At 65.6% G+C, this 21,230-nt stretch carries 18 protein-coding genes and 1 tRNA gene; 9 read left to right on the top strand and 10 right to left on the bottom strand.

The features are described from left to right. Positions 1-584, bottom strand: a 584-nt coding sequence (locus tag AC1RVY_RS25075) for a P-loop nucleotide/nucleoside kinase family protein (protein WP_492808814.1), incomplete at its 3' end; no start/stop codon positions are given. Continuing rightward, positions 585-3,035, bottom strand: coding sequence for a UvrD-helicase domain-containing protein (locus AC1RVY_RS25080; protein WP_492808816.1), 2,451 nt, complete (start codon positions 3,033-3,035; stop codon positions 585-587). 42 nt (positions 3,036-3,077) lie between these two features. On the opposite strand from AC1RVY_RS25080, the gene AC1RVY_RS25085 reads away from it, so the two are divergent. Both AC1RVY_RS25085 and AC1RVY_RS25090 read left to right on the top strand, forming a co-directional pair. Continuing rightward, complete coding sequence (locus AC1RVY_RS25085; protein WP_218340032.1) at positions 3,078-3,794, top strand: hypothetical protein; 717 nt, start codon at positions 3,078-3,080, stop codon at positions 3,792-3,794. A gap of 213 nt (positions 3,795-4,007) precedes the next feature. Continuing rightward, positions 4,008-4,985 (top strand): GMP reductase, encoded by a 978-nt coding sequence (locus AC1RVY_RS25090; protein ID WP_218340031.1) that lies wholly within the window; start codon positions 4,008-4,010, stop codon positions 4,983-4,985. Positions 4,986-5,128: 143 nt separating this feature from the next. On the opposite strand, the gene AC1RVY_RS25095 is transcribed toward AC1RVY_RS25090, so the two are convergent. Continuing rightward, positions 5,129-6,010 (bottom strand): alpha/beta hydrolase, encoded by an 882-nt coding sequence (locus AC1RVY_RS25095; RefSeq protein WP_492253690.1) that lies wholly within the window; start codon positions 6,008-6,010, stop codon positions 5,129-5,131. A gap of 129 nt (positions 6,011-6,139) precedes the next feature. Here AC1RVY_RS25095 and AC1RVY_RS25100 point away from each other — a divergent pair, with 129 nt between their 5' ends. Then, the gene (locus AC1RVY_RS25100) at positions 6,140-7,024 is read left to right on the top strand and encodes an NAD(P)-dependent oxidoreductase (RefSeq protein ID WP_369643069.1); all 885 of its coding nucleotides are present in this window, start codon (positions 6,140-6,142) and stop codon (positions 7,022-7,024) included. A gap of 81 nt (positions 7,025-7,105) precedes the next feature. Continuing rightward, a tRNA-Lys gene (locus AC1RVY_RS25105) sits at positions 7,106-7,181 on the top strand. Positions 7,182-7,495: 314 nt separating this feature from the next. Here AC1RVY_RS25105 and AC1RVY_RS25110 read toward each other — a convergent pair. The 4 genes from AC1RVY_RS25110 to AC1RVY_RS25125 form a co-directional block, all read right to left on the bottom strand. Further along, positions 7,496-8,182 carry an IPTL-CTERM sorting domain-containing protein gene (locus AC1RVY_RS25110; RefSeq protein ID WP_492808819.1) on the bottom strand — a complete coding sequence of 229 codons (687 nt, stop codon included), beginning with the start codon at positions 8,180-8,182 and terminating at the stop codon, positions 7,496-7,498. Positions 8,183-8,663: 481 nt separating this feature from the next. After that, the gene (locus tag AC1RVY_RS25115; RefSeq protein WP_492808821.1) at positions 8,664-9,545 is read right to left on the bottom strand and encodes a glycosyltransferase family 2 protein; all 882 of its coding nucleotides are present in this window, start codon (positions 9,543-9,545) and stop codon (positions 8,664-8,666) included. Beyond that, entirely contained in the window at positions 9,542-10,432 is an 891-nt protein-coding gene (locus tag AC1RVY_RS25120) for a Gfo/Idh/MocA family protein (RefSeq protein ID WP_492808823.1), read from the bottom strand. Before AC1RVY_RS25120 ends, AC1RVY_RS25115 begins: the two co-directional genes overlap by 4 nt. A gap of 35 nt (positions 10,433-10,467) precedes the next feature. Next, positions 10,468-11,025 carry a dTDP-4-dehydrorhamnose 3,5-epimerase family protein gene (locus AC1RVY_RS25125; protein WP_218295703.1) on the bottom strand — a complete coding sequence of 186 codons (558 nt, stop codon included), beginning with the start codon at positions 11,023-11,025 and terminating at the stop codon, positions 10,468-10,470. A 312-nt stretch (positions 11,026-11,337) separates the two neighbouring features. On the opposite strand from AC1RVY_RS25125, the gene bcsZ reads away from it, so the two are divergent. The 3 genes from bcsZ (at position 11,338) to AC1RVY_RS25140 (ending at position 15,054) form a co-directional block, all read left to right on the top strand. Then, positions 11,338-12,507 (top strand): cellulose synthase complex periplasmic endoglucanase BcsZ, encoded by a 1,170-nt coding sequence (gene bcsZ, locus AC1RVY_RS25130; protein WP_492808825.1) that lies wholly within the window; start codon positions 11,338-11,340, stop codon positions 12,505-12,507. A gap of 69 nt (positions 12,508-12,576) precedes the next feature. Then, positions 12,577-13,809, top strand: a complete 1,233-nt coding sequence (locus tag AC1RVY_RS25135; RefSeq protein ID WP_218295705.1) for a multidrug effflux MFS transporter — start codon at positions 12,577-12,579, stop codon at positions 13,807-13,809. 114 nt (positions 13,810-13,923) lie between these two features. Continuing rightward, positions 13,924-15,054 carry an HD-GYP domain-containing protein gene (locus tag AC1RVY_RS25140; RefSeq protein ID WP_492808827.1) on the top strand — a complete coding sequence of 377 codons (1,131 nt, stop codon included), beginning with the start codon at positions 13,924-13,926 and terminating at the stop codon, positions 15,052-15,054. Between the two features lie 33 nt (positions 15,055-15,087). Here the strand turns inward: AC1RVY_RS25140 and AC1RVY_RS25145 are convergent, their stop codons facing one another. The 3 genes from AC1RVY_RS25145 to orn all read right to left on the bottom strand — a co-directional run bounded on the left by AC1RVY_RS25145 (position 15,088) and on the right by orn (position 19,491). Next, on the bottom strand, positions 15,088-16,515 hold the full coding sequence (locus AC1RVY_RS25145; RefSeq protein ID WP_492255411.1) for a sensor domain-containing diguanylate cyclase: 1,428 nt from the start codon (positions 16,513-16,515) through the stop codon (positions 15,088-15,090). A 177-nt stretch (positions 16,516-16,692) separates the two neighbouring features. Further along, complete coding sequence (locus tag AC1RVY_RS25150; RefSeq protein ID WP_218295707.1) at positions 16,693-18,558, bottom strand: DEAD/DEAH box helicase; 1,866 nt, start codon at positions 18,556-18,558, stop codon at positions 16,693-16,695. A 354-nt stretch (positions 18,559-18,912) separates the two neighbouring features. Further along, entirely contained in the window at positions 18,913-19,491 is a 579-nt protein-coding gene (orn, locus tag AC1RVY_RS25155) for an oligoribonuclease (RefSeq protein WP_492245883.1), read from the bottom strand. 78 nt (positions 19,492-19,569) lie between these two features. Here orn and AC1RVY_RS25160 point away from each other — a divergent pair, with 78 nt between their 5' ends. Beyond that, entirely contained in the window at positions 19,570-20,880 is a 1,311-nt protein-coding gene (locus AC1RVY_RS25160; RefSeq protein ID WP_492808830.1) for a M48 family metallopeptidase, read from the top strand. Further along, on the top strand, positions 20,877-21,212 hold the full coding sequence (locus tag AC1RVY_RS25165) for a 4a-hydroxytetrahydrobiopterin dehydratase (RefSeq protein ID WP_218295710.1): 336 nt from the start codon (positions 20,877-20,879) through the stop codon (positions 21,210-21,212). The genes AC1RVY_RS25160 and AC1RVY_RS25165 overlap by 4 nt, the downstream gene beginning before the upstream one ends. Positions 21,213-21,230: the final 18 nt, after the last annotated feature.

The following is a 21,230-nucleotide window of genomic DNA, read 5'->3' on the forward strand; positions in this document are numbered from 1 at the left end:
CTCCTGACTTGAGTTGCTTGGCCTGGTAACCAGCTTCCCAAATCCGAGACGGATGAACAACCTATTGAGACATCACACCTAGCCGCTTCGCCCGGGCTGCGGTGGGCGGTGTCGACCACCAGCTGGTTGTTGTCCGCCGCCCAGGGCACGTAGTCGTGCCGGCACACGGCCTCCCAGAAGGGCGGCACGAGACCGGGTACGTCGCTCACCCGCTGCTCGACCCGCCGGCGGTGCTCGGCGGGATCGCCGCAGACCACCTCCACGGCCAGCATCGGCGCCTGCGCGTCCAGGGCCACCCGGTGCCAGGACGCGCGCGTCTCGGCCCAGGGGTTCACGCAGTCCGCCAGAACGGACAGTCCTTGCGAAAGATGGGTACGCGCCAGGGCATATGCCACCACATAGCCCGCGGCCCCCACGCCACTGCCCCCCAGCGCGCCGCAATCCCGCAGCGCCTGCTCGATGGTGTCGATGCGCAGGTACACCGCCGGCCACTGCCCCAGCAGCGCGCGGGCGATCGTGCTCTTGCCCACGCCCGGCAGCCCGCCGAGCACCACCAGCGCGGGAGCGGCGGGCGATGATTTCAATCAGTCCACCACCGTGAGCTTGGCCACCGACAGCGCCAGCCACTTGGTGCCATGGCGCGGAAAATTGACCTGCGCGCGCGCGTCGTCGCCCGTGCCTTCGATGGCCAGCACCTTGCCTTCGCCGAACTTGGTGTGGAACACCGCGATGCCCACCCGCAAGCCGTGGGCGGGCGCGGTCTTCTGCACGGGCACCGGCGGGCTGGCGAAGGTCTCGGACTTGAAGCCAAATGAGCCTCTAGCGCTTGACCCATAAGCGCCAGAAGCTCCTGAATTAGGAGCAAATGAGCCAAACCCCTGCTGCTTGGGCGTGATCCACTTGAGCGCGCCCTCGGGCAGTTCGTCAAAGAAGCGGCTCTTGATGTTGTAGCGCGTCTGGCCGTGCAGCATGCGCGTCTGCGAATGGCTCAGGTACAGGCGCTTCCTCGCGCGGGTGATGGCCACGTACATCAGGCGGCGCTCTTCCTCCAGCCCGTCGCGCTCGCTGGCGGAGTTTTCGTGCGGGAACAGGCCCTCTTCCATGCCGCCGATGAACACGCCGTCGAACTCCAGGCCCTTGCTGGCGTGCACGGTCATCAGCTGTACCGCGTCCTGCCCGGCCTGGGCCTGGTTGTCGCCCGCTTCCAGCGCGGCGTGCGTGAGGAAGGCGGCCAGGGGCGAGAGGGTTTCGCCGGTGTCCGCGTCCACGATGCCCGGCACGGGCTTGAGCGGTTCGTCGACGACCGGGGCATCGGGATCCAGCCCCTGGCTGACCGTGCTCTGCGTGAGCGGCGTGCCATGCTCGTCCAGCGGCAGGGCCACGGCATCGCGGCCAAACCCCTCCTGCGTGACGAAGCTCTCGGCCGCGTTGACCAGTTCTTCCAGGTTCTCGATGCGGTCGGCGCCTTCCTTCTCGGTGCGGTAGTGCTCCACCAGCCCCGAGGATTCGAGCACCTGCTCGATGATGCCGCGCAGGTTCAGGCCCTGCGTCTGCTCGCGCAGCACGTCCACCATGGCGACGAAGGCGCCGAGGTTGGCGCCCGCCTTGCCGGGCACGGCGCTCACGCCGTCGTGCAGCGAGCAGCCGGCGGCGCGCGCCGCGTCCTGCAGCACCTCGATGCTGCGCGCCCCGATGCCGCGCGGCGGAAAGTTGACCACGCGCAGGAAGCTCGTGTCGTCGTGCGGGTTCTCCAAGAGGCGCAGGTAGGCCAGCGCGTGCTTGATTTCGGCGCGCTCGAAGAAGCGCAGGCCGCCGTACACGCGGTAGGGCACGCTGGCGTTGAACAGCGCCGATTCGATCACCCGGCTTTGCGCATTGCTGCGGTAGAGCACGGCGATCTCCTTGCGCTCGAAGCCGTCGCTGCGCACCAGCTGCTTGATCTCGTCGACCATCCACTGCGCCTCGGCCAGGTCGGTGCTGGCCTCGTACACGCGCACGGGCTCGCCGGGCCCCTGCGTGGTGCGCAGGTTCTTGCCCAGGCGCCGGCTGTTGTGGCTGATGAGCGTATTGGCCGAGTCGAGGATGTTGCTGTAGCTGCGGTAGTTCTGTTCGAGCTTGATCTGCTGCTGGACATCGAACTCGCGCACGAAGTCGGCCATGTTGCCCACCCGCGCCCCGCGAAAGGCGTAGATGCTCTGGTCGTCGTCGCCCACGGCGATCACGCTGCCGCGCGCCTCGAAGCGCCCGCCAGTGTCGTTGCCCGCCAGCTGCTTGAGCCAGGCGTACTGCAGCTTGTTGGTGTCCTGGAATTCGTCCACCAGGATGTGCGCGAAGCGGCGCTGGTAGTGCTCGCGGATCGGGTCGTTGTCGCGCAGCAGCTCGTAGCTGCGCAGCATCAGCTCGCCAAAGTCCACCACGCCTTCGCGCTGGCATTGTTCTTCGTACAGTTGGTAAATCTCGACCTTTTTGCGGGCATCGCTGTCGTGCGTGGGCACGTCGCCGGGGCGCATGCCCTCTTCCTTGCAGCCGGCGATGAAGTACGACAGCTGCTTGGGCGGAAAGCGCTCGTCGTCCACGTTGTGCTGCTTGCACAGGCGCTTGATGGCCGAAAGCTGGTCCTGCGTGTCCAGGATCTGGAACGACTGCGGCAGGCCGGCCGCCTTGTGGTGCGCCCGCAGCAGCCGGTTGCACAGGCCGTGGAAGGTGCCGATCCACATGCCGCGCACGTTCACCGGCAGCATGGCCGACAGGCGCGCCACCATTTCCTTGGCGGCCTTGTTGGTGAAGGTGACGGCCAGGATGCCGCCGGGCGTGGCGTAGCCGTTTTGCAGCAGCCAGGCGATGCGCGTGGTGAGCACCCGCGTCTTGCCCGAGCCAGCGCCCGCCAGGATGAGCGCATGCCCCGCCGGCAGGGTGACGGCGGCGAGCTGCTCGGGGTTCAGATGGGCCAGGAGGGGCGACGCAGCCGAGGGCGCATCAAGGGAGGTGGGCGCCAGCACATCTGGCCCCCCCGGGAACGGGTCTTGTGGGAACATCCAGCCATTGTAGAAAGCGCCCCGCCGCTCTCCCATTCTTTTATGAAAAACACTGCCCGCACCCTGGCCAGCCTCGTGGCCCTTGTACTCGCCCATGCACCCGCGGCCACCTGGGCCCAGGCCAGCTGCAGCAGCGACGGCACCCCACGGCCCACCGCCCTCTTCGAGCGCTTCCTCAGCGCGGACTGCGAGGCCTGCTGGACGGACCGCGCGACCCCCGCGCCGACCGCCGGCGCCGGCACGGCGGTGCTGGACTGGATCGTGCCCGGCGCGGCGGGCGAGGATGCACCGCTGGCCGCCGCTGCCGCCCGCGACGCCCTGGTCCGACTGGAGGCGCTGGGCCGCAAGCCGCCCCGGGCCACCGACGTGCACACCGCTGCGGTACAGGCAGCCCGGCCTGCCGGACTGCGGGTGGCCCACGGCATGCCGTTCAACGACTACCTGGGCACGGCGATCGCGTTCACCCCGGGCCGGACCGCCGCGCCTGGCCCCCTGGAGTTCTACCTGCTGCTCGTGGAGGCCGTGCCAGCGGGAACCGATGGCACGGCCGTGCCCCGGAATATCGTCAGGAACATGCTCCACGGCGCATGGGGCAAGCCCGGCCAGCGGCCGGGGTCGGGATTGGGGCCATCGAAATGGATGGAAACACGGTCCATGCGCATCCCCGAAGGGGCGCAGGCCGAGCGGCTGCGCATGGTGGGCTGGGTGCAGGATGCCCGGGGGACGGTCATCGCCGCGGCGCAATCCACCTGCCGGTGATACCGGTAATACCACCATCGTTATAGGGTGGGACGGACAGGCGGGTAGAATCAATCACCGGGCCCAAGTTTCTTGGCGTCCGGTTTTTTTGTGCCCGCGCACCGCGGGGTTCGGAGCGGCCTGAACGGCCCCGCCCACAAAGCCGGTCCCAAGCCAAGCGCCCACCGCCGCTGAAATTGTTTGGCTGCGTCCCTTTATGGAGCTTGGAATCTCATGGAAATCTTCGACTACGACAACGTTCTCTTGCTGCCGCGCAAGTGCCGGGTGGACAGCCGCTCGGAATGCGACGCCAGCGTGGAACTGGGCGGACGCTCGTTCCGGCTGCCAGTGGTGCCCTCCAACATGAAGACGGTGGTGGATGAAAAGATCTGCACCTGGATGGCACAGAACGGCTACTTCTATGTCATGCACCGCTTCGATCTGGACAATGTCCAGTTCGTCAAGGACATGCACGCCCAGGGCTGCTACGCCTCGATCTCGCTGGGCGTGAAGCAGCCCGACTACGACACCGTGGACCAGCTGGTGGCACTGGGGCTCACCCCCGAATACATCACCATCGACATCGCGCACGGCCATGCCGACAGCGTGCGGAACATGATCGGCTACCTCAAGCAGCACCTGCCCAAGGCCTTCGTGATCGCCGGCAACGTGGCCACGCCCGAAGCGGTGATCGACCTGGAAAACTGGGGGGCCGATGCCACCAAGGTCGGCGTGGGCCCGGGCAAGGTGTGCATCACCAAGCTCAAGACGGGTTTTGGCACGGGCGGCTGGCAGCTCTCGGCGCTCAAGTGGTGCGCGCGCGTGGCCACCAAGCCCATCATCGCCGACGGGGGCATCCGCAGCCACGGAGACATCGCCAAGAGCATCCGCTTTGGCGCCAGCATGGTGATGATCGGCTCGCTGTTTGCGGGGCATGAGGAATCGCCGGGCCAGACCGTCGAGGTCGACGGCGCGCTGTACAAGGAATACTACGGTTCCGCGAGCGACTTCAACAAGGGCGAGTACAAGCACGTCGAAGGCAAGCGCATCCTGGAGCCCGTCAAGGGAAAGCTGGCCAGCACCCTGATCGAAATGGAGCAGGACGTGCAAAGCTCCATCAGCTACGCGGGCGGCAAGAAGCTGATGGACATCCGCAAGGTGAACTACGTGATCCTGGGCGGCGACAACGCAGGCGAGCACCTGCTGATGTAGCACGGGCGGCCGGCACGGCAGCGCCGGCCCCTTGCGCCGCCACGGCACATGCAGATGGCGCAGCCCAGGCCAGCGGGCGCCACCCCAGCGCGAAGCCCGAGGGGCGGGAAACACGGGCAGCGCCGCAAGGGGTTGCCCCCACTTCAGGCGCGCAGCAGGTTTTGCGCCATGTGGTGCAGGTCATGCCCCGGCCTGGCCAGGCAATCCACGATGCTGAAATGGTGCAGGCCCGGCAGTGCCTGGCTGCGGGGGACGAAATGGCTGCCCCAGGCGTCCTGCATGAGCTGGTTCTGCCGCAGGAACTCCGTACTTTCATCGGCCCCCACCACGCAGTAGAGCGTGCCCGCCGGCGGCTCCAGAAGCCGCGCGGGGCTGCACTGAAGGACCTGCTGCTCCGTCAGGTTCAGCACCGACTGGTACATGGGGGTGTGCATGATGGGTTCCAGATCGTGGATCCCGGAAATCGACAGCGCATTGCGCACCAGCCCATCGGGCAGCCCCTGGCCGACCAGGGGCCACACGCTGGTAAGCAGCATGGCGGCCAGCTGCCCTCCCGCCGAGTGCCCGGCCACCGTGATGCGCCGGGGGTCCCCGCCGTGGCTGGCGATGTGGCGCCACACCCATTCCAGTGCCTTCTCCATCTGCCGCACGATATGGGGAATGGTGACCGGCGCCTCCGGCGTGCCCGGGCACAGCGCGTAGTTCACCACCACCACACAGAAACCGGCCTGCGTGAAGGACGGGGCAATGAACGAATGGTCGGACTTGTCCAGCGAGCGCCAGTACCCGCCGTGCACGAACACCAGCACGGGAACACCGTCATCCGAGGCACGTGCGGACGGGAAAATATCCAGCGCCTCTCCCGTCCCGGTACCGTACGCCACGTCCAGCACGCACGGGTGGCTCGCCCGTACCCGGGCGGAATCGTCGGCCCAGCGCTGCAGATAGGCCATGTGGTCGGGCACCAGCGCGCGGTTGTTGTACATGCGCTCGAGCCAGGCGGGGTCGTGCAGGGGCAGGCTCATGGATGAAGTCTCCTGTGGCGGTGCGGCATCATCATTCCAATCCGACCATGCTGCAAGCTCCGTGACAGGGTGACGCACCAAAAAGGCACATGATGCACAGAGAGACAACCTTCCTGGGTGAATGACGCCATGACCACCACACCGCTTCGCATTGCAGTCCTCGGCATCGGAATGATGGGCCTGCCCATCGCGCGGCGCCTGAAGGACGCTGGACATCAGGTGCACGCATGGAACCGCACCCGCGCCAAGGCGGAGCCCCTGGCTGCATCCGGCATCACCGTGCATTCCCTGGCCGCCGATGCCGTCCAGAACGCCGACGTGGTGGTCAGCCTGCTTGAAAACGGCCCCGTGGTCGGCCAGGTGCTTTTCGAGGCCGGCGCGGCCAAGGCCATGCGCAAGGGCGCGCTGTTCATCGACATGGCCTCCATCCAGCCCCGCGAGGCCCGGGACCATGCCGCTCGCCTGGGCGAAATGGGGCTGTCCCACCTGGATGCGCCGGTGTCCGGCGGAACCGTGGGTGCGGAAAACGGCACGCTCGCCATCCTGGTCGGCGGTCGCCCCGAGGATTTTGCGCGGGCCCAGCCCCTCTTCGCCGCCTGCGGCCGCGCCACCCACGTCGGACCGCATGGCGCTGGCCAGCTCACCAAGCTGGCCAACCAGATGATCGTGGGCATCACCATTGGCGCGGTGGCGGAGGCTCTGCTGTTCGCCGCCAAGGGCGGGGCCGACATGGCCAAGGTGCGCGAGGCCATCCAGGGAGGCTTCGCCGACAGCCGCATCCTGCAACTGCACGGCCAGCGCATGGTGGAGCGCGACTTTGCCCCGCGCGGCCGCATGGCGGTGCAGCTCAAGGACATGCGCAACGCCCTGGCCACCGCCGGCGAGATCGGCTTCGATGCCCCCATCACGGCCCTCTTCGAGACCCTCTATGCCGAAGGCGTCGAGCATGGCCTGGGTGAACTGGACCACAGCGGCCTTTTTGTGGAACTCGCAAGCCGCAATGCGATGCAATAATTTTTTGCGGCGCTTGCCAACTCGCAGAAAATTGGTGCATAATTCGAGGCTCTGCAGCAATGCAGACAGATTAACAAGTTTGGGTTCTTAGCTCAGTTGGTAGAGCAGCGGACTCTTAATCCGTAGGTCGAGTGTTCGAGTCACTCAGGACCCACCAAACTAAGCCGCAAGGCTAAAAAAGCCGCAGCTATCGAAATGGTAGCAGCGGCTTTTTTCATTGGCTCGTTGTGATTCGATGAGGCGCATTGCAGGCCCCTTGTCCAAGTGTTCAACGCTGCACGCCGCGCCTGCTGCGGTTCGGTTGCATTGCACGCCAACACGTCGGCAGCTCCGGGCCAGGGCATCGAAAACGCACCCAAGACGGCGTGGAACATCTCCGCATCCGAAAACGGCAGATGCCGCCACGCCGCACCACAAGCAAAAACCCCGCAGCGTTTTTTGGCTTGGCTGCGGCTTTTGCGAGTCAGGTCGTTAGAGGCTCTTGCGGCGTAGGGCCGCGAAGCTGGCTAGCGCCATCAGGCCCGCCATGATTGCCAAGCCCCATTCAGACAGGGAGGGAATTGCCGCAGGGGCCGCTGCAGCTGACCAGGCCAATGTGACAGGGCCGGCGGTGGAAGACGAAGCATCCGTGAGTCCGCCAATGCATGTGTCCGCCGCACCACTGGGTGCGACACCCGTGGTGATACAGGGCACATTGTGCAGAGCCGATGCGGCTACCCCAAACACCAACATGCCGGAGAAACGGTCATTGACGATATGGGGTGCGGACCCGGTCAACCAGCGCTGGACAAAAAACGAGGCCCCTACGATGGCGCCACTGGGGTCCGTTGTCGCCAGTATCTGGACGATGCGTGCCGACGGGTCGATGTTTGAATATGCGTTGATCCCATCGCTAAAGTTGAACGAGGTGACCAACGGAGTTATGTCCGTGTTGATCAAGCTGCCAGGCAACGGGCTGGCTGTTCTGAACGAACCGGATGGCGGTGCCGACAGCACGTAGTTTTGGCACGGGCCAGCGCCGCAAGGTGCGGTGAAGTCCACTTTCGTCGGGTAGGGGCCGGTGGATATGGCGGTATAGACCATGGCTTGAGCATTGGCCCAGCCTGTGGCGCAAAGAACCAAGATGGCTGCGAGCCAATTTCGGACGTTGGTTTGCATGTCTCTGTTCTCCCCCGAAGTAGTGCCGTCGATCATACGTGCGCGCCCTAATAAAAGCGGCTGCCGTGCTCTCGCGCAGCCGCCCATCCCCCCCATTGCAGCATGGCACGGATACGCCCTCGTCTCCCGTGTTGAAGCAGCCATCAGCCAGGGTCCCCTTGCGGGTCATCCACTTGCACCCGCGAGTGCGGGGTCATCAGCAATGCGCGGCCCGGCAACTGCCGGGTTTGCAACATCTGGATGCGGGGGGTGTTGGGCCACGTTCGGCTCTTGTTTGCGAGCCACAGAGGCTCCGCATGATTGAGGCGATTGGGTATCAACGCCAAGCTGGCACCCCAGAGCTTTCTCACGGCACCAGCGCACGCTGAGCGACGTGTTGCCTCATCGTGTACGCGGGCCATCAAGCCCATGCAGGCCCACAACCTCTCCCACCAGGGCAGGCGCCTATCGGCATCCGTTCAAAGCCGCTCGAAGCTCCCGGTCACGGCTTCATCCCCAGTCGATGACCCAGCGCACGCAAAGGCGCCGTGATCCGCCAGGATAGACTGCTCTTGATCATCTCGATCTCAGGCTGAGACTGAGACTGAGACTGAGACTGAGCGTAGCAATGGGCGTTGACCCTGAACAACACGTTTTTCAGCAAGCTCAGCCGGGCTTCAGGGTCTTGAAGGCGTTCCCACCATTGCTCCAGTTCAGCCGCCCGGTCGGCAGGGGACAAGCTGCGGCGGGTCACCGATGAAAAATGGAGGCTGGTGGGCCATTTCACCGAGGAATAGCGCAAACCCGGCTGACCCAGCATTTGCAGCCAGAAGTGAAGATCAGTACTAATGCTGAGGGGCGCAGGGGTCCAGCCGACAGGCAGCGCATGGTAGGCGCGGCGGGTATGCGCTGCGGACGCCAAGCCAAAGCCACCGGCGGAGGCTCGCATGCGCTCAATCTGCTGGCCATCCTGGAAGGCATCAAAAGGCCATGTCGCGGTCTCGCCTGCCGGCGATACGTCGATCTGCATGGTGTGGACCAGGTCATGGTCTTCAAGCGCCGCCGCCAGGATGTCAAGATGGTCTGGAAGCCACAGGTCGTCATCGGATTGGTAGGCGACAAAACGGCCTCGCGCCTCCTGCAAGGCCCGGTGCCTGTGCGCTTCGCCGTGCCGCGCCCCCTTGGGGTTGTCAAAGTAGCGGATCCGGGGATCGCGCTCCGCCAAGGACTGGGCAATGGAGCGGGTGCGCTCAGGCGCACCGTCGCCCACAATGAACACTTCAAAGCTCTGGCAGGTCTGCCACTGCACACTGGCGACCGAATGCCACAGCGTGTCCGCGTGGTCGTGGGTTGGAATCACGACCGTGAATAGCGGGTCGCTCATTCGGGCAGTCCTGCCAGCGCCCGCAGCGACGCGATGCGCTCCACCACCATCAAGCCCTCCGCCGCGCTGCTCTTGGGGGGTGGACCACGATGGCAAAGATAGTCCAGGAACGCCGTCAGTTCCCGCAAAAGGGGCATGGCGGTGTCCACGGGACGCAGCTCGGTGCCGGGCACGGGTCCGTCGAAGAGGCAACTCGAAGTGCGCTGCACGGCGACATGGGCGTCGTAGGCGTCGCTGAGCGATGCAATGCCGTCACGACAGCGCAGTTCGATGGTCCGCCGGTGGGAAGGAGAGCGCACGCCGATTTCAAACTGCATCCACGGGTGACTGCGATCCTTCAGACCCAGCACGCCCGAGAGCGCGACCAGGCCCTCTGCGCTGGTTTCCGCCCAGGCCGCGGTGGGCTCGGGCAAGTCGCCCAGGATTTCGATGGCGATACTGAGATCATGTGGAAGCAAAATCCAGTCCGCGCTCACATCTGCATGGGGATTGCCCCATCCGAGGCGGGTGGTCTTCAGTCCCAGCACCGGGCCCAGTTCTCCGGACTGCGCCAGCGCGGCCAGTGCGAGCACGCCCCCGTGATAGCGCCATTTGTCCATGATGAAGATCCGGTCACCCGCCAGCTGGGCGATGGCCTTTGCCTCCGCAGCGCTGGACGTGAACGGTTTTTCGCAGAACACCGGCTTGCCGGAGGGCACCAGTTGGCGAAGGAAGGCGGCGTGCTGGGCGGTGGGCACGGCCACCACATACCCGTCGACCTCAGGGAGATCTTCCAGGGAGGATGCCACCACGTCGGCATTGCCTTCGCATGCACGGGCCCGGCTGGCCTCTCCCACCGCCAGCACCGCCACGTAGGCCCCCAGTTGCTTGAGATCACGCAGAATCAATCGCCCCCAGCGGCCGCACCCCAGAAGTCCTATCCTCACCATGATTTGTCCTTGCTGCCGCGCAGCTCCTCCAGCAATCCGTCGAGGGACGTTGCGGCCTGATCCCTTGGGGACAGTACCGGGGCACTGACCGGCCAGTCCAGCCCCAGGCCAGGGTCATCCCAGCGGCAGCCAAGCTCATCCGTCACGGGATCCCAGTAGTGGGTGACGCTGTACAGCATGTCCGCAGCTTCCGGAAAGTAAAAGCCGTGCGCGACCCCCGTCGGAATGCTGACCATGGTGGGTTCGGCACCGGTCAGCTCGATCACCGTGCTCTGCCGGAAATGGTCGGTGCCCTCGCGCAGGTCGATCAGGCCGAGCAGCATGGTGCCCGTCAGCACCAGCAAATGGTCGGTGTGCCGCACGTGCACATGAACCCCTCGCAAGACGTTGGGCCGGGATTTGACATGGTTCCATTGCAACGGCAGGCTGCCCGGGTGCCACTCGTTGCGGAAGACTTCCGTCAGCGTTCCGCGCTCGTCTTTTCTGGGATGCAGTCGCCTGACCTGGACTCCCGGGATATCTTCAACCCGGCCCAATAGATGTTGTTCCATTTTGATCCACGACTTTGAGCGAATTGGCCACGAAAAGGCCTTGTGGCTATATTTCTGGGGTCAGGGCACTCTGCATTTTGTAGCACTTCAGGCCTTGCACCCAAAGGGCACGGCACCTGCATGCAAACAATGCCGCCAGAACCCGCCCGGGATTTCCTTGGCTAGTATAGGCAACCCTTGCGCCCGCCACGCTGTCCAGGCCCGTGGCAGCCCGTGCTTTCCCCGGGTGCCTCCAATGCGCTGCATTGACAGGACGGCGGAAAGAAGAAGAAGGCGCTCCACCACAGTATGCGAAACGAAAACTCTCCCGACATGACTGCTGCATTGCTCTTACGGCGGACGGCCCTGCTCACGGGGCTGGGTTTCCTCTCACCCACGGCGTTCCTGGGCGCCAACGGACAGGCACGTCCCTCCGCGGGCCTGGCCAGCGGCGGCCAGTGGCCCGCATGGGACCGCTTCAAGGCGCAATTCGTCAGCGACGAAGGCCGTGTGATCTCCGACGATGGCGAAGGCGGACGGACCTACTCCGAAGGCCAGGCATACGGGCTTTTCTTTGCCCTGGTGGCCAATGACCGCAAGGGGTTCGATGTCCTCCTGCGCTGGACTGAAAACAACCTGAGCGGCGGCGACCTCGGCGCCCGCTTGCCCGCGTGGCTATGGGGCCGCCGGCCTGACGGTACCTGGGGCATCCTCGACAGCAACGCCGCATCGGACGCGGACCTCTGGATTGCCTATGCCTTGGGTGAGGCGGCCCGCTTGTGGCAAGTGCCGCGCTACCACGCACTGGGAGCCCGGCTGGCCGCACGCATCATTGCCGAAGAAACCGCCGACCTGCCAGGCCTGGGCCTGTGCCTGCTGCCCGCGCCACGCGGCTTTGTGGAAGCCGGCGACCGATGGAAGCTCAACCCCAGCTACCTGCCTTTGCAGGCAATGCAACGGCTCGGCGCGCTGTACCCGCAGACCGCCTGGAAGCAGTTGGTACGAAGCTCCGAGAAGGTCATCGTGGGCGCATCCCCCCAAGGCTATGCCCCGGACTGGGCCATTTACGACGCGCGGCAGGGCTTTCTCATCGACGAAAAGGGCAAGGAAAAAGGCCAGGGCACCTACAACGCGATCCGCGTCTACCTGTGGGCCGGCATGCTGCACCCGGCCGCCAGCGGCCGCAAGGCGCTGCTGTCGGCACTGGCCCCCATGGCCCGCTACGTGCGGGAACAGGGGCACCCCCCCGAATCCATCGATGTACGGAGTGGACAAGCCTCCGGGGCAGGCCCGTCGGGCTTCTCTGCCGCGATGCTGCCCTTCCTGCAGGCGCAAGGAGACAGCGCCGCGCTGCAAGCGCAACGCAACCGCCTGGCAGCAAGCCCCGTGCGCACCACGGCCTACTATGAGCAGACCCTCTCACTCTTCGGGCTGGGGTGGATGGAGGGCTGGTACCGGTTTTCGCCCGGGGGCCAGCTCCTGCCCAGGCGGCCCAGGCCCTGACGATCCCGCGGCAGCCCCACCGCCCTCCATCCCACGACGCCCCCTTCCACCGCCCTTCGAAATTCATCCATGAACCCTAACGCCCACACGCTCTGGCGCGCTCCCCAATGGGCCCTGGCCGTCCTCCTCGCCGTGCTGGGCATGCTGGGGCCTTTCTCCATCGACACCTACATCCCCGCGTTCACCGGCATTGCGCAGGCACTGGGCGCCACCCCCGTGGAGATGCAGCAGACCCTGTCGGCCTATCTCTTCGGTTTTGCGTTCATGAACCTCTTCCATGGCGCACTGGCGGACAGCTTTGGCCGGCGCCCCGTGGTGCTGTGCGGCATCGCGATGTTCACGCTGGCCTCCGCGGGCTGCGCGCTGTCGCAAAGCATCGGCCAGCTCATTGCATTCAGGGCGCTGCAAGGGCTATCGACGGGCGCCGGCATCGTGGTGTCGCGCGCGGTCATCCGCGACATGTTCCCCCCGGCACGCGCGCAGCAGGTGATGAGCCAGGTGACGATCTACTTTGGCGTGGCCCCGGCCATCGCCCCCATCGTGGGCGGCTGGCTGTTCGTGCACACGGGCTGGCACAGCATCTTCTGGTTCCTGACGCTGGTCGGCGTGGTCCTGTGGATCGCCAACTTCCGCCTGCTGCCCGAAACCCTGCAGCCCGAGCTGCGCCAGCCCTTCAACGTGCCCCACCTGATGCGCGGCTACTGGCAGCTGGGGTCCAGCCCACGCTTCGTGCTGCTGGCGCTGGCCAGCGGCGTGCCCTTCAACGGCATGTTCCTGTATGTGCTGGCGGCGCCGGCCTTCCTGGGCGAGCACCTGGCGCTGGCGCCCACGCAGTTCTTCTGGTTCTTCGTCCTCACCATCTCCGGCATCATGGGCGGCGCTTGGCTCAGCGGCCGTCTGGCCGGCAAGATCGCGCCGAAGCGGCAGATACGCCATGGCTTCGTGATCATGTTCACCGTGGCCATCCTCAACCTGGGGGCCAATCTGCTGTTCCCGGTGCATGCGGCGTGGGCACTCGCGCCGATCGCGGTCTTCGCGTTTGGCTGGGCCCTGATGGTGCCCGTGGTCACCTTGCTGGTGCTGGACCTTCACCCCGAGCGCCGCGGCATGGCCTCGTCCATGCAGGCGTTTGTAGGCTCCACCGCCAATGGCCTGGTGGCAGGGGTCGTGGTGCCGCTGGTGATGCATTCCACCGTCTTGCTGGCACTGGCCTCGCTGTTGATGATGTGCGTGGGCATGGCCGCATGGATCTACCTGCACCATCGCTGGCCCGATATTGGACGGACCGCCACGCCAGGCTGACCCGCCTGTTTGTGGAACCCCACGCATGCTGCAACAATGGGGCGAAATTTCATTCTCGACAGAACCCGTGTGCTCGCGCAGCGGACGAGGAGGCTCAGGCACTGGAGGACGACCATGCAGCTGCTGAAACTGGTTGAATCCAAGGTACGGGTGGGCGTGCCGCTGCCTTGGAATGTGCGCAACCAGGACTGCACCCTGCTGCTCGCCCGTGGGCACGTGATCCGCAACGACAGCCAGCTGGAAGCACTGCTCGAGCGCGGCATGTTTGTCGATATCGAAGAATTCAAGGCGGTGCAGGCGCTGGCGGCCCCTGCGGCAAAACCACCGGAAAGCATCTATACCCGCTGGGCGCTGGCCATTGACGCACTGGAATCCGCGCTGCCGCACCTGGGTGAAACCTCCGACAGCCTGGATGCGATCCAAGCGCTGGCGGACGAGATACTGGAGCTTGCCGACGCGGACCCCGACATCGGCCTGTTCATGGCCGTGCGGCAGGACCATGCAAAGCATCTGCGCTACGGATACAGCCATGCGGTCTACACAGCGCTGCTGGGCATATTGATGGCGCGGCAGCTCGGCTGGGCCGCCGTGCGCATCCGGCAGATCGCACTGGCGGCGCTGACGATGAACGCCAGCATCGCCGAGCTGCAGGGCCAGATGGCCGCGCAGGACTATCCGGCCCTGGACCGGCAACGCACCCAGATCCGCGCACACCCTGCCCTGAGTGCCGCGCTGCTGGAGAAAGCCGGCGTTACCGACGCCGAATGGATCGCCGCGGTGATGCAACACCACGAGCAGCCGGATGGCAGCGGCTATCCACACGGCATCTCATCGGTGAGCGACGCTGCGCAGGTATTGCGCATGGCGGACCTGTTCATGGCACGCATCAGCCCCCGGCAGCTACGCCAGCCGCTCTCCATCCAGGATGCCGCCCGGCTGATGTTCAGGGATGACAAGGGGGGCCCCTTCTCCACGGCGACCATCAAGGTGCTGGGCATCTATCCACCTGGCGACTTCGTGAAACTCGCGTCCGGAGAAATGGGGGTCGTGATGCGGCGGGGGGCCGAAGCACGCACCCCGCTTGTGGCCGCCGTGACGGACTCCCAAGGCAAGAGCGTGACCAGCACCCTGCAGCGCGACACGTCACAGGCCGCCTACGCCATCACGGGCCCGGCCACGGATCGCAGCCTGCTGGCCAGAGTGCCTCCCGAGCGGCTGTACGGCTACGCGGTGCACACGGGCTGAATCCAGCCATGGGCGGGCGTTTGCGCGGTGCGGCTAGCTGGCGTGCCGCCTGTCCAGGCCATTGTCCTGGTAGTAGCGGTTCTTTTCGGCATACATGGCCTGGTCGGCGCGGTTGATCGTCGCCTCCACCTGATCGCCGGATCGACACGACGCGACCCCCATGGCCAGGCTGATCGGCTGCCCCGGATAGAACTGGTTGTTCAGGTCCAGCATCGAGAGGATGCGGTCCTGCAACGCAAAGGCACTGCGCTCATCCATGCCCGGCAGCAACACGGTGAACTCGTCGCCGCCAATGCGCGCGGCGCATGCCGGCGGATCCACCGCCTTGGCCAGCACTTCACCCACCCTTCGCAGCATCGAATCGCCCGCGGCATGGCCTTGCTCATCGTTCACGGCCTTGAGCCCGTTCAGATCGATCGCAATGATGGACAAGGGCCAGGGCCCCTTGCGCGTGACCCGGTTGAGCTCCTCGGCATAGAAGGCCCGGTTGCGAAGCTGGGTCAGCACGTCATGTTTGCCCAGGTACTCCAGGTAAGCCTCGGCCTTCTTGCGCGCGGTGATGTCCACCAGCGAGAGCAGCACCAGCCCCCATTCCGCCAAATGGTCCGCCAGCACCGAGAACTGCATGTGGATGTGCACCGCGTCGCCCGACAGGGCGTAGTTGACGACTTCGCGCTGCTGAAAGGTCTTGCCCTCCCACAGATCCAGCAACTGGTCGGCGAAAGACTCGTGCATTTCCCCCCGGAACACCCGGCCGATGTTGTTGAGCAGCATCTCCTTGCTGGATGCTCCGAACATGCGCAAGGTCTGCTGGTTGACATCCACCACCCGGATCTCCTGCATGCAGCGCGTGACGAACTCGGGATGCACCGTGATGAAGGTTTTGAAGTCGTCGATGCCTTGCGCGCGCACGCCATCGAGCAGGTTCTTCACGGCGCTGAAATCCTCCACCCACAGGGAGACGGGCGAATGCTCGAACAGATCCCGGGCATATTGTTCGCTGCGCCGCAGCTGGCGCGCGCCCCGCATCTGGGCCGTGATGTCTTCCAGCGAGAGCAGGACGCGGCTCCAGTCGTCCTCATACCCTGGCAGGATGCGCGCGCGGATCTGCACATCGAGCCGCCGGCCGTCGAGCGCGTAGTTCACGGTCTGGTTCGAAAACTCCAGCTGCCCCGACCAAAGCGCCGCCAGCTCATGGGAGACCGCATCGTGCATGTCATCCCTGAAGACCTTGTCCAGATTCGCCTCGAGCACCTGCTGGCTCGGGGCAGCGAACAGCTCCAGCGTGCGGCGGTTCACCTTCAGAACCTGGAGCGCGGCACTGCATTGCCGCACCCGTGCCGGGTCTTGCGCGAGGTGGGCACGGATATCCGTGACTCCGGTGGCGCGCCAGCCGTCCAGAATCTGCTTGAGTGCGCTGTAGTCCTCCAGCCAGAGGGACACAGGGGCCAGCTCGAACATGTGCTCAAAGTCCGCACCCGACGATAACGAAGACGACACTGCAGATTCCTCCCGGAGGGATTATTGTCGAGCCGCTCTCTATATTCTCGCGCCCGGCAGGTGGCGGCAACAAAAAAAGGCTGACACCTTGCGGTGCCAGCCTTTCAGGGCTCGCGTCGAGACGACGGGGCGGCCGAATCAGCGCGCGGGGCGCGCAGGGCGCTTGCGCGCATCATGGGCCACGAAGGGCTTGCCGCCGCCACCGCCTGCGGGCTTGGCGAAGCCGGGCTTGCGGGGTGCGAAGTCGCCACGGGGCGCGCCAGCGTCGCCCCGGGGGGCAAAACCACCCCGGCCTGCATCACCGAAACCGGGCTTGCGGCCATAGCCGTCACCGTCGCGGCGGGGAGCGAAGCCCCGGTCATCACGGGCACCAAAACCACCACCCTCGCCGCCACGGGCAGGGGCTGCACGCTGGCTGTCGCGGCCGGCGAATCCGCCGCCAAAGCCACCACCAAATCCGCCGCGGTCGTTGTTGCCGCGTGCGGGGCCGCCGAACTTGCGGTCACGGCTGTCGCGGTCGTAACCGCCACCGGGGCGGCCACGGCCACCAAAGTCACCACCGCGCGGTGCCTGGGGAGCACGTTGCGAAGGCTCCATGCCGGGAATCACATCGGCCTTGAACTGCTGGCGGCTGTACGACTCAATGTCGTAGATCTTGCGGCGGTCGCGGAACTCGGCAAACGTGATGGCCAGGCCATCGCGGCCCGCACGGCCGGTGCGGCCGATGCGGTGGGTGTAGTCCTCGGCCTTCATGGGCAGGCCAAAGTTGAACACGTGGGTGATCGTGGGCACGTCGATGCCGCGCGCAGCCACATCGGTGGCCACCAGGATCTGCACCTGGCCGGCACGCAACGCCATCAAGCGGCGGTTGCGCAGGCCCTGGCTCAGCGCGCCGTGCAGCGCCACGGCCGAGAAGCCTTCCTGCTGCAGGTCGTTGGCCAAACCATCGCACTCCACCTGGGTGCTGGCGAAAACGATGGCCTGATTGATCGTGGTGTCGCGCAGCCAGTGGTCCAGCAGCTTGCGCTTGTGCTGGGCGTTGTCGGCCCAGTACAGCATCTGCTTGATGTTGGCGTGCTTTTCTTGCGGAGAATCGATGGTCACCTTCTGCACCGACGAACCGCCGTCGTGCATCACGCGCATCGCCAGTTGCTGGATGCGCGGCGCGAACGTGGCGCTGAACATCATGGTCTGCTTGCGCTGGGCGGTCAGCTGGTTCAGTTCGGCCAGGTCGTCCGAGAAGCCCAGGTCCAGCATGCGGTCGGCTTCGTCGACGACCAGGAACTGCACCTTGTCGAGCTTGATCTGCATCGAGCGCTGCAGGTCCAGCAGGCGGCCGGGGGTGGCGACCACGAGGTCGGCGTTCTGCAGCTTGGCGATCTGCAACTGGTAGGGCATGCCGCCCACCACGTTGGCCACGCGCAGGCCACGGCAGTGCTTGACCAGGTCGATGGCGTCGTGCGCCACCTGCTGGGCCAGTTCACGCGTGGGGCACAGGATCAGGGCGCCCGGGGTGGCGGCCTTGAAGTTGCGCGAGCTGGTGGGGTCCTTGCGCTTGGCACGCTTGGGAGCGGGTTCGCCACGCGCAGCGGCTTCGGCCACGGCGCGCTCGAAAGCGGCGCGTTCCTCGGCTTCGGCGGCGGCTTGCTGGTTGATCAGCGTGTGCAGCACGGGCAGCAGGAAGGCGGCGGTCTTGCCGGAGCCGGTCTGGCTCGAGACCATCAGGTCGATGAACTTGGTGGAGTCGTTGCCACCGCCCATGGCCAGGGGAATGGCCTTGAGCTGCACGCTGGTGGGCTGGGTGTAGCCCAGGTCAGCCACGGCTTGCACCAGTTCGGGCGCCAGGCCCAGTTCGACGAAGCCATTGGGTTCGGCGGTGACGGCGGCATCGCCTTCAGCGGCGGCCACCACGGCGTCCAGAGGGGAAGGCTGCACGGAAAGGTCGGCAGCAAAGGAAGTTTCTGCAGGCGCGAATTCGCCCTGCACCAAAGAGGTGTCGGTCATGATTTTTCTCTCACGAAGACGATCGCAGGCGCAGCCTGCGAGTGGCTTCGTCAATGGTTAAAAAACATCAACCATCAAACGAAACCTGCATTGCTCTGGGCGGATGCTGGTGGGCGTTGTTCGCTAGTCCTGCACTGCACGAAGCAGTCGGCTGGCAAGCCCGGTGTGTGAGGGGAGATGCACAATCTGCGAGGAACCGTTTCCTGCGCAGCCGCTGATTATGGCATGAATAGGGGTTTCCCCGCAAGCCCCTTCACCTTGCAGCACGCTTCATGCCTCAGCGCGACCACGGTCTCGAAGGGATCACAAGCCGGTCTCGCACAGGTGCAGCCCGGCCCGGCCGCGCGCAACGGATCACACCGACAGCAGATGCCTGCGGTAGTGCGCCAACTCGTCGATGGACTCATGCACGTCGGCCAGGGCCGTGTGCTTCTGGGCCTTCTTGAAGCTCGTGTAGGCCTCGGGTTTCCAGCGCTTGGCCAGCTCCTTGAGGGTGCTCACGTCCACATTGCGGTAGTGAAAGAACCGCTCCAGCTTGGGCATGTAGCGCACCAGAAAGCGCCGGTCCTGCCCGATGCTGTTGCCGCACATGGGTGCCGTGCCCTTGGGAACATACTGGCTCAGAAAGGCAATGATCTGCTGCTCGGCCTGCGCTTCGGTCACGGTGGAGGCCTTGACCTTGTCGATCAGGCCGCTGCGGCCATGGGTGCCCTTGTTCCAGGCATCCATCTTGTTGAGGAGTTCGTCAGGCTGGTGGATCGCAAACACCGGGCCTTCGATGCGCGGCTCCAGGCTGGGGCCGGTCACGATGACGGCGATTTCGAGCAGACGGTCGGTATCGGGCTCCAGGCCGGTCATTTCGCAGTCGAGCCAGACGAGGTTCTGGTCGGACTTGGCAAGCGCCTGGGGGGTGGGATGGTTGGCTTCTGGCATGGCGCGCATTGTCGCCGATGGCCCGCAGCCCTTGCACCACAGTCCCAGGGGCTTCCCCATTAAACTCCCCCCACCACCATGCCCACCTCCTCCGACGCCCTCTCCCCTTCCTCGGTGCTGACGTTCGCCTTCGCGGCGGCACTCCTGCTGGGCCTGGCCCTCAAGCTCTGGCTGGCCACGCGCCAGATGCGGCACGTGGCCCGCCACCGTGGCGCGGTGCCGGCGCCGTTTGCCGAGCGCATTGCGCTGGCAGCCCACCAGAAGGCCGCAGACTACACCATCGCCAAGGGGCGCCTGGGCCTGCTGGAGATGGCGCTGGGCGCTGCCGTGCTGCTGGGATGGACGCTGCTGGGCGGCCTGGACGCCCTGAATCAGCTCCTGCTGGACGCACTCGGAGGCGGCATGTGGCAGCAGTTGGCGCTGCTGGCGGCGTTTGCGGCGATCAGCGGGCTGATCGACCTGCCCCTGTCGCTGTACCAGACCTTCGTGGTGGAGGAGCGCTTCGGTTTCAACAAGATGACCTGGCGCCTGTGGCTTGCGGATGCCGCCAAGGGCTTGCTGGTCGGCGCGGCCATCGGCCTTCCGATCGCCGCGCTGATCCTGTGGATCATGGGCGCTGCCGGCCCGCTGTGGTGGCTGTGGGCCTGGTGCTTCTGGATGGGGTTCAACCTGCTGCTGATGGTGGTCTACCCCACCTTCATCGCACCGCTGTTCAACAAATTCCAGCCGCTCGAGGACGAATCCCTCAAGACCCGCGTGACGGCCCTCATGCAGCGCTGCGGCTTCTCGGCCAAGGGGCTGTTCGTGATGGACGGCAGCCGCCGCAGCGCCCATGCCAACGCCTACTTCACGGGCTTTGGCGCCGCCAAGCGCGTGGTGTTCTACGACACGCTGCTGCGCCAGCTGTCGCCGGGCGAGGTGGAGGCGGTGCTGGCCCATGAGCTCGGGCACTTCCGGCATCGCCACATCATCCAGCGCATCGTGACCATGTTCGCGCTGAGCCTGGCCGGATTCGCGTTGCTCGGCTGGCTCTCCACCCAGGTATGGTTCTACACAGGCCTGGGAGTGCGCCCCAACATCTCCTTCGACCCGGCAATGGCCGCCGCGCCGAACGACGCGCTGGCGTTGCTGCTGTTCATGCTGGCGGTGCCGGTGTTCACGTTCTTCATCTCGCCCGTGTTCTCCCGGCAATCGCGCCGCCACGAGTTCCAGGCCGATGCCTATGCCGTTGCCCAGGCCAGTGGCGCCGACCTCTCCTCGGCCCTGCTCAAGCTCTACGAAGACAATGCCTCCACGCTCACCCCCGACCCGGTGTACGTGAAGTTCTACTACTCGCACCCACCCGCCACCGAGCGGCTGGCGCGCATGCACCCCCCCGCCCACCCATGACGACTATGCTGAAGAAAAAAGACTGGTCCACGCAGACCCGCCGTGCGCTGACAGCTACTGAAGTTGTAGCAAACCTGGCCAAACTCGAAGGCTGGAGCCTGACCGGAGATGGCGCCGACGTGGCCATCGAGAAGACCTACCGGTTCGCGAACTACTACGAAACCATCTCGTTCGTGAATGCACTGGCCTTCATCGCCAACGCGCAGGACCACCACCCCGACCTGTCGGTGCACTACAACCGCTGCGTGGTGCGGCTGAACACGCACGACGTGCATGGCATCTCGTCCACCGATTTCGAATGCGCGACCCAGTTCGATGCCCTGGTGGCGTGACCCCATGACGCCGCGCAC

The sequence above is a fragment of the Acidovorax sp. GW821-FHT11A03 genome (assembly GCF_058809075.1).

Bases quoted from the DNA above. Each gene is read 5' to 3' on its own strand.
- AC1RVY_RS25080 (WP_492808816.1), bottom strand. From the start codon at position 3,035: ATGTTCCCACAAGACCCGTTCCCGGGGGGGCCAGATGTGCTGGCGCCC.
- AC1RVY_RS25085 (WP_218340032.1), top strand. From the start codon at position 3,078: ATGAAAAACACTGCCCGCACCCTGGCCAGCCTCGTGGCCCTTGTACTC.
- AC1RVY_RS25090 (WP_218340031.1), top strand. From the start codon at position 4,008: ATGGAAATCTTCGACTACGACAACGTTCTCTTGCTGCCGCGCAAGTGC.
- AC1RVY_RS25095 (WP_492253690.1), bottom strand. From the start codon at position 6,010: ATGAGCCTGCCCCTGCACGACCCCGCCTGGCTCGAGCGCATGTACAAC.
- AC1RVY_RS25100 (WP_369643069.1), top strand. From the start codon at position 6,140: ATGACCACCACACCGCTTCGCATTGCAGTCCTCGGCATCGGAATGATG.
- AC1RVY_RS25110 (WP_492808819.1), bottom strand. From the start codon at position 8,182: ATGCAAACCAACGTCCGAAATTGGCTCGCAGCCATCTTGGTTCTTTGC.
- AC1RVY_RS25115 (WP_492808821.1), bottom strand. From the start codon at position 9,545: ATGAGCGACCCGCTATTCACGGTCGTGATTCCAACCCACGACCACGCG.
- AC1RVY_RS25125 (WP_218295703.1), bottom strand. From the start codon at position 11,025: ATGGAACAACATCTATTGGGCCGGGTTGAAGATATCCCGGGAGTCCAG.
- bcsZ (WP_492808825.1), top strand. From the start codon at position 11,338: ATGACTGCTGCATTGCTCTTACGGCGGACGGCCCTGCTCACGGGGCTG.
- AC1RVY_RS25135 (WP_218295705.1), top strand. From the start codon at position 12,577: ATGAACCCTAACGCCCACACGCTCTGGCGCGCTCCCCAATGGGCCCTG.
- AC1RVY_RS25140 (WP_492808827.1), top strand. From the start codon at position 13,924: ATGCAGCTGCTGAAACTGGTTGAATCCAAGGTACGGGTGGGCGTGCCG.
- AC1RVY_RS25145 (WP_492255411.1), bottom strand. From the start codon at position 16,515: ATGTTCGAGCTGGCCCCTGTGTCCCTCTGGCTGGAGGACTACAGCGCA.
- AC1RVY_RS25150 (WP_218295707.1), bottom strand. From the start codon at position 18,558: ATGACCGACACCTCTTTGGTGCAGGGCGAATTCGCGCCTGCAGAAACT.
- orn (WP_492245883.1), bottom strand. From the start codon at position 19,491: ATGCCAGAAGCCAACCATCCCACCCCCCAGGCGCTTGCCAAGTCCGAC.
- AC1RVY_RS25160 (WP_492808830.1), top strand. From the start codon at position 19,570: ATGCCCACCTCCTCCGACGCCCTCTCCCCTTCCTCGGTGCTGACGTTC.
- AC1RVY_RS25165 (WP_218295710.1), top strand. From the start codon at position 20,877: ATGACGACTATGCTGAAGAAAAAAGACTGGTCCACGCAGACCCGCCGT.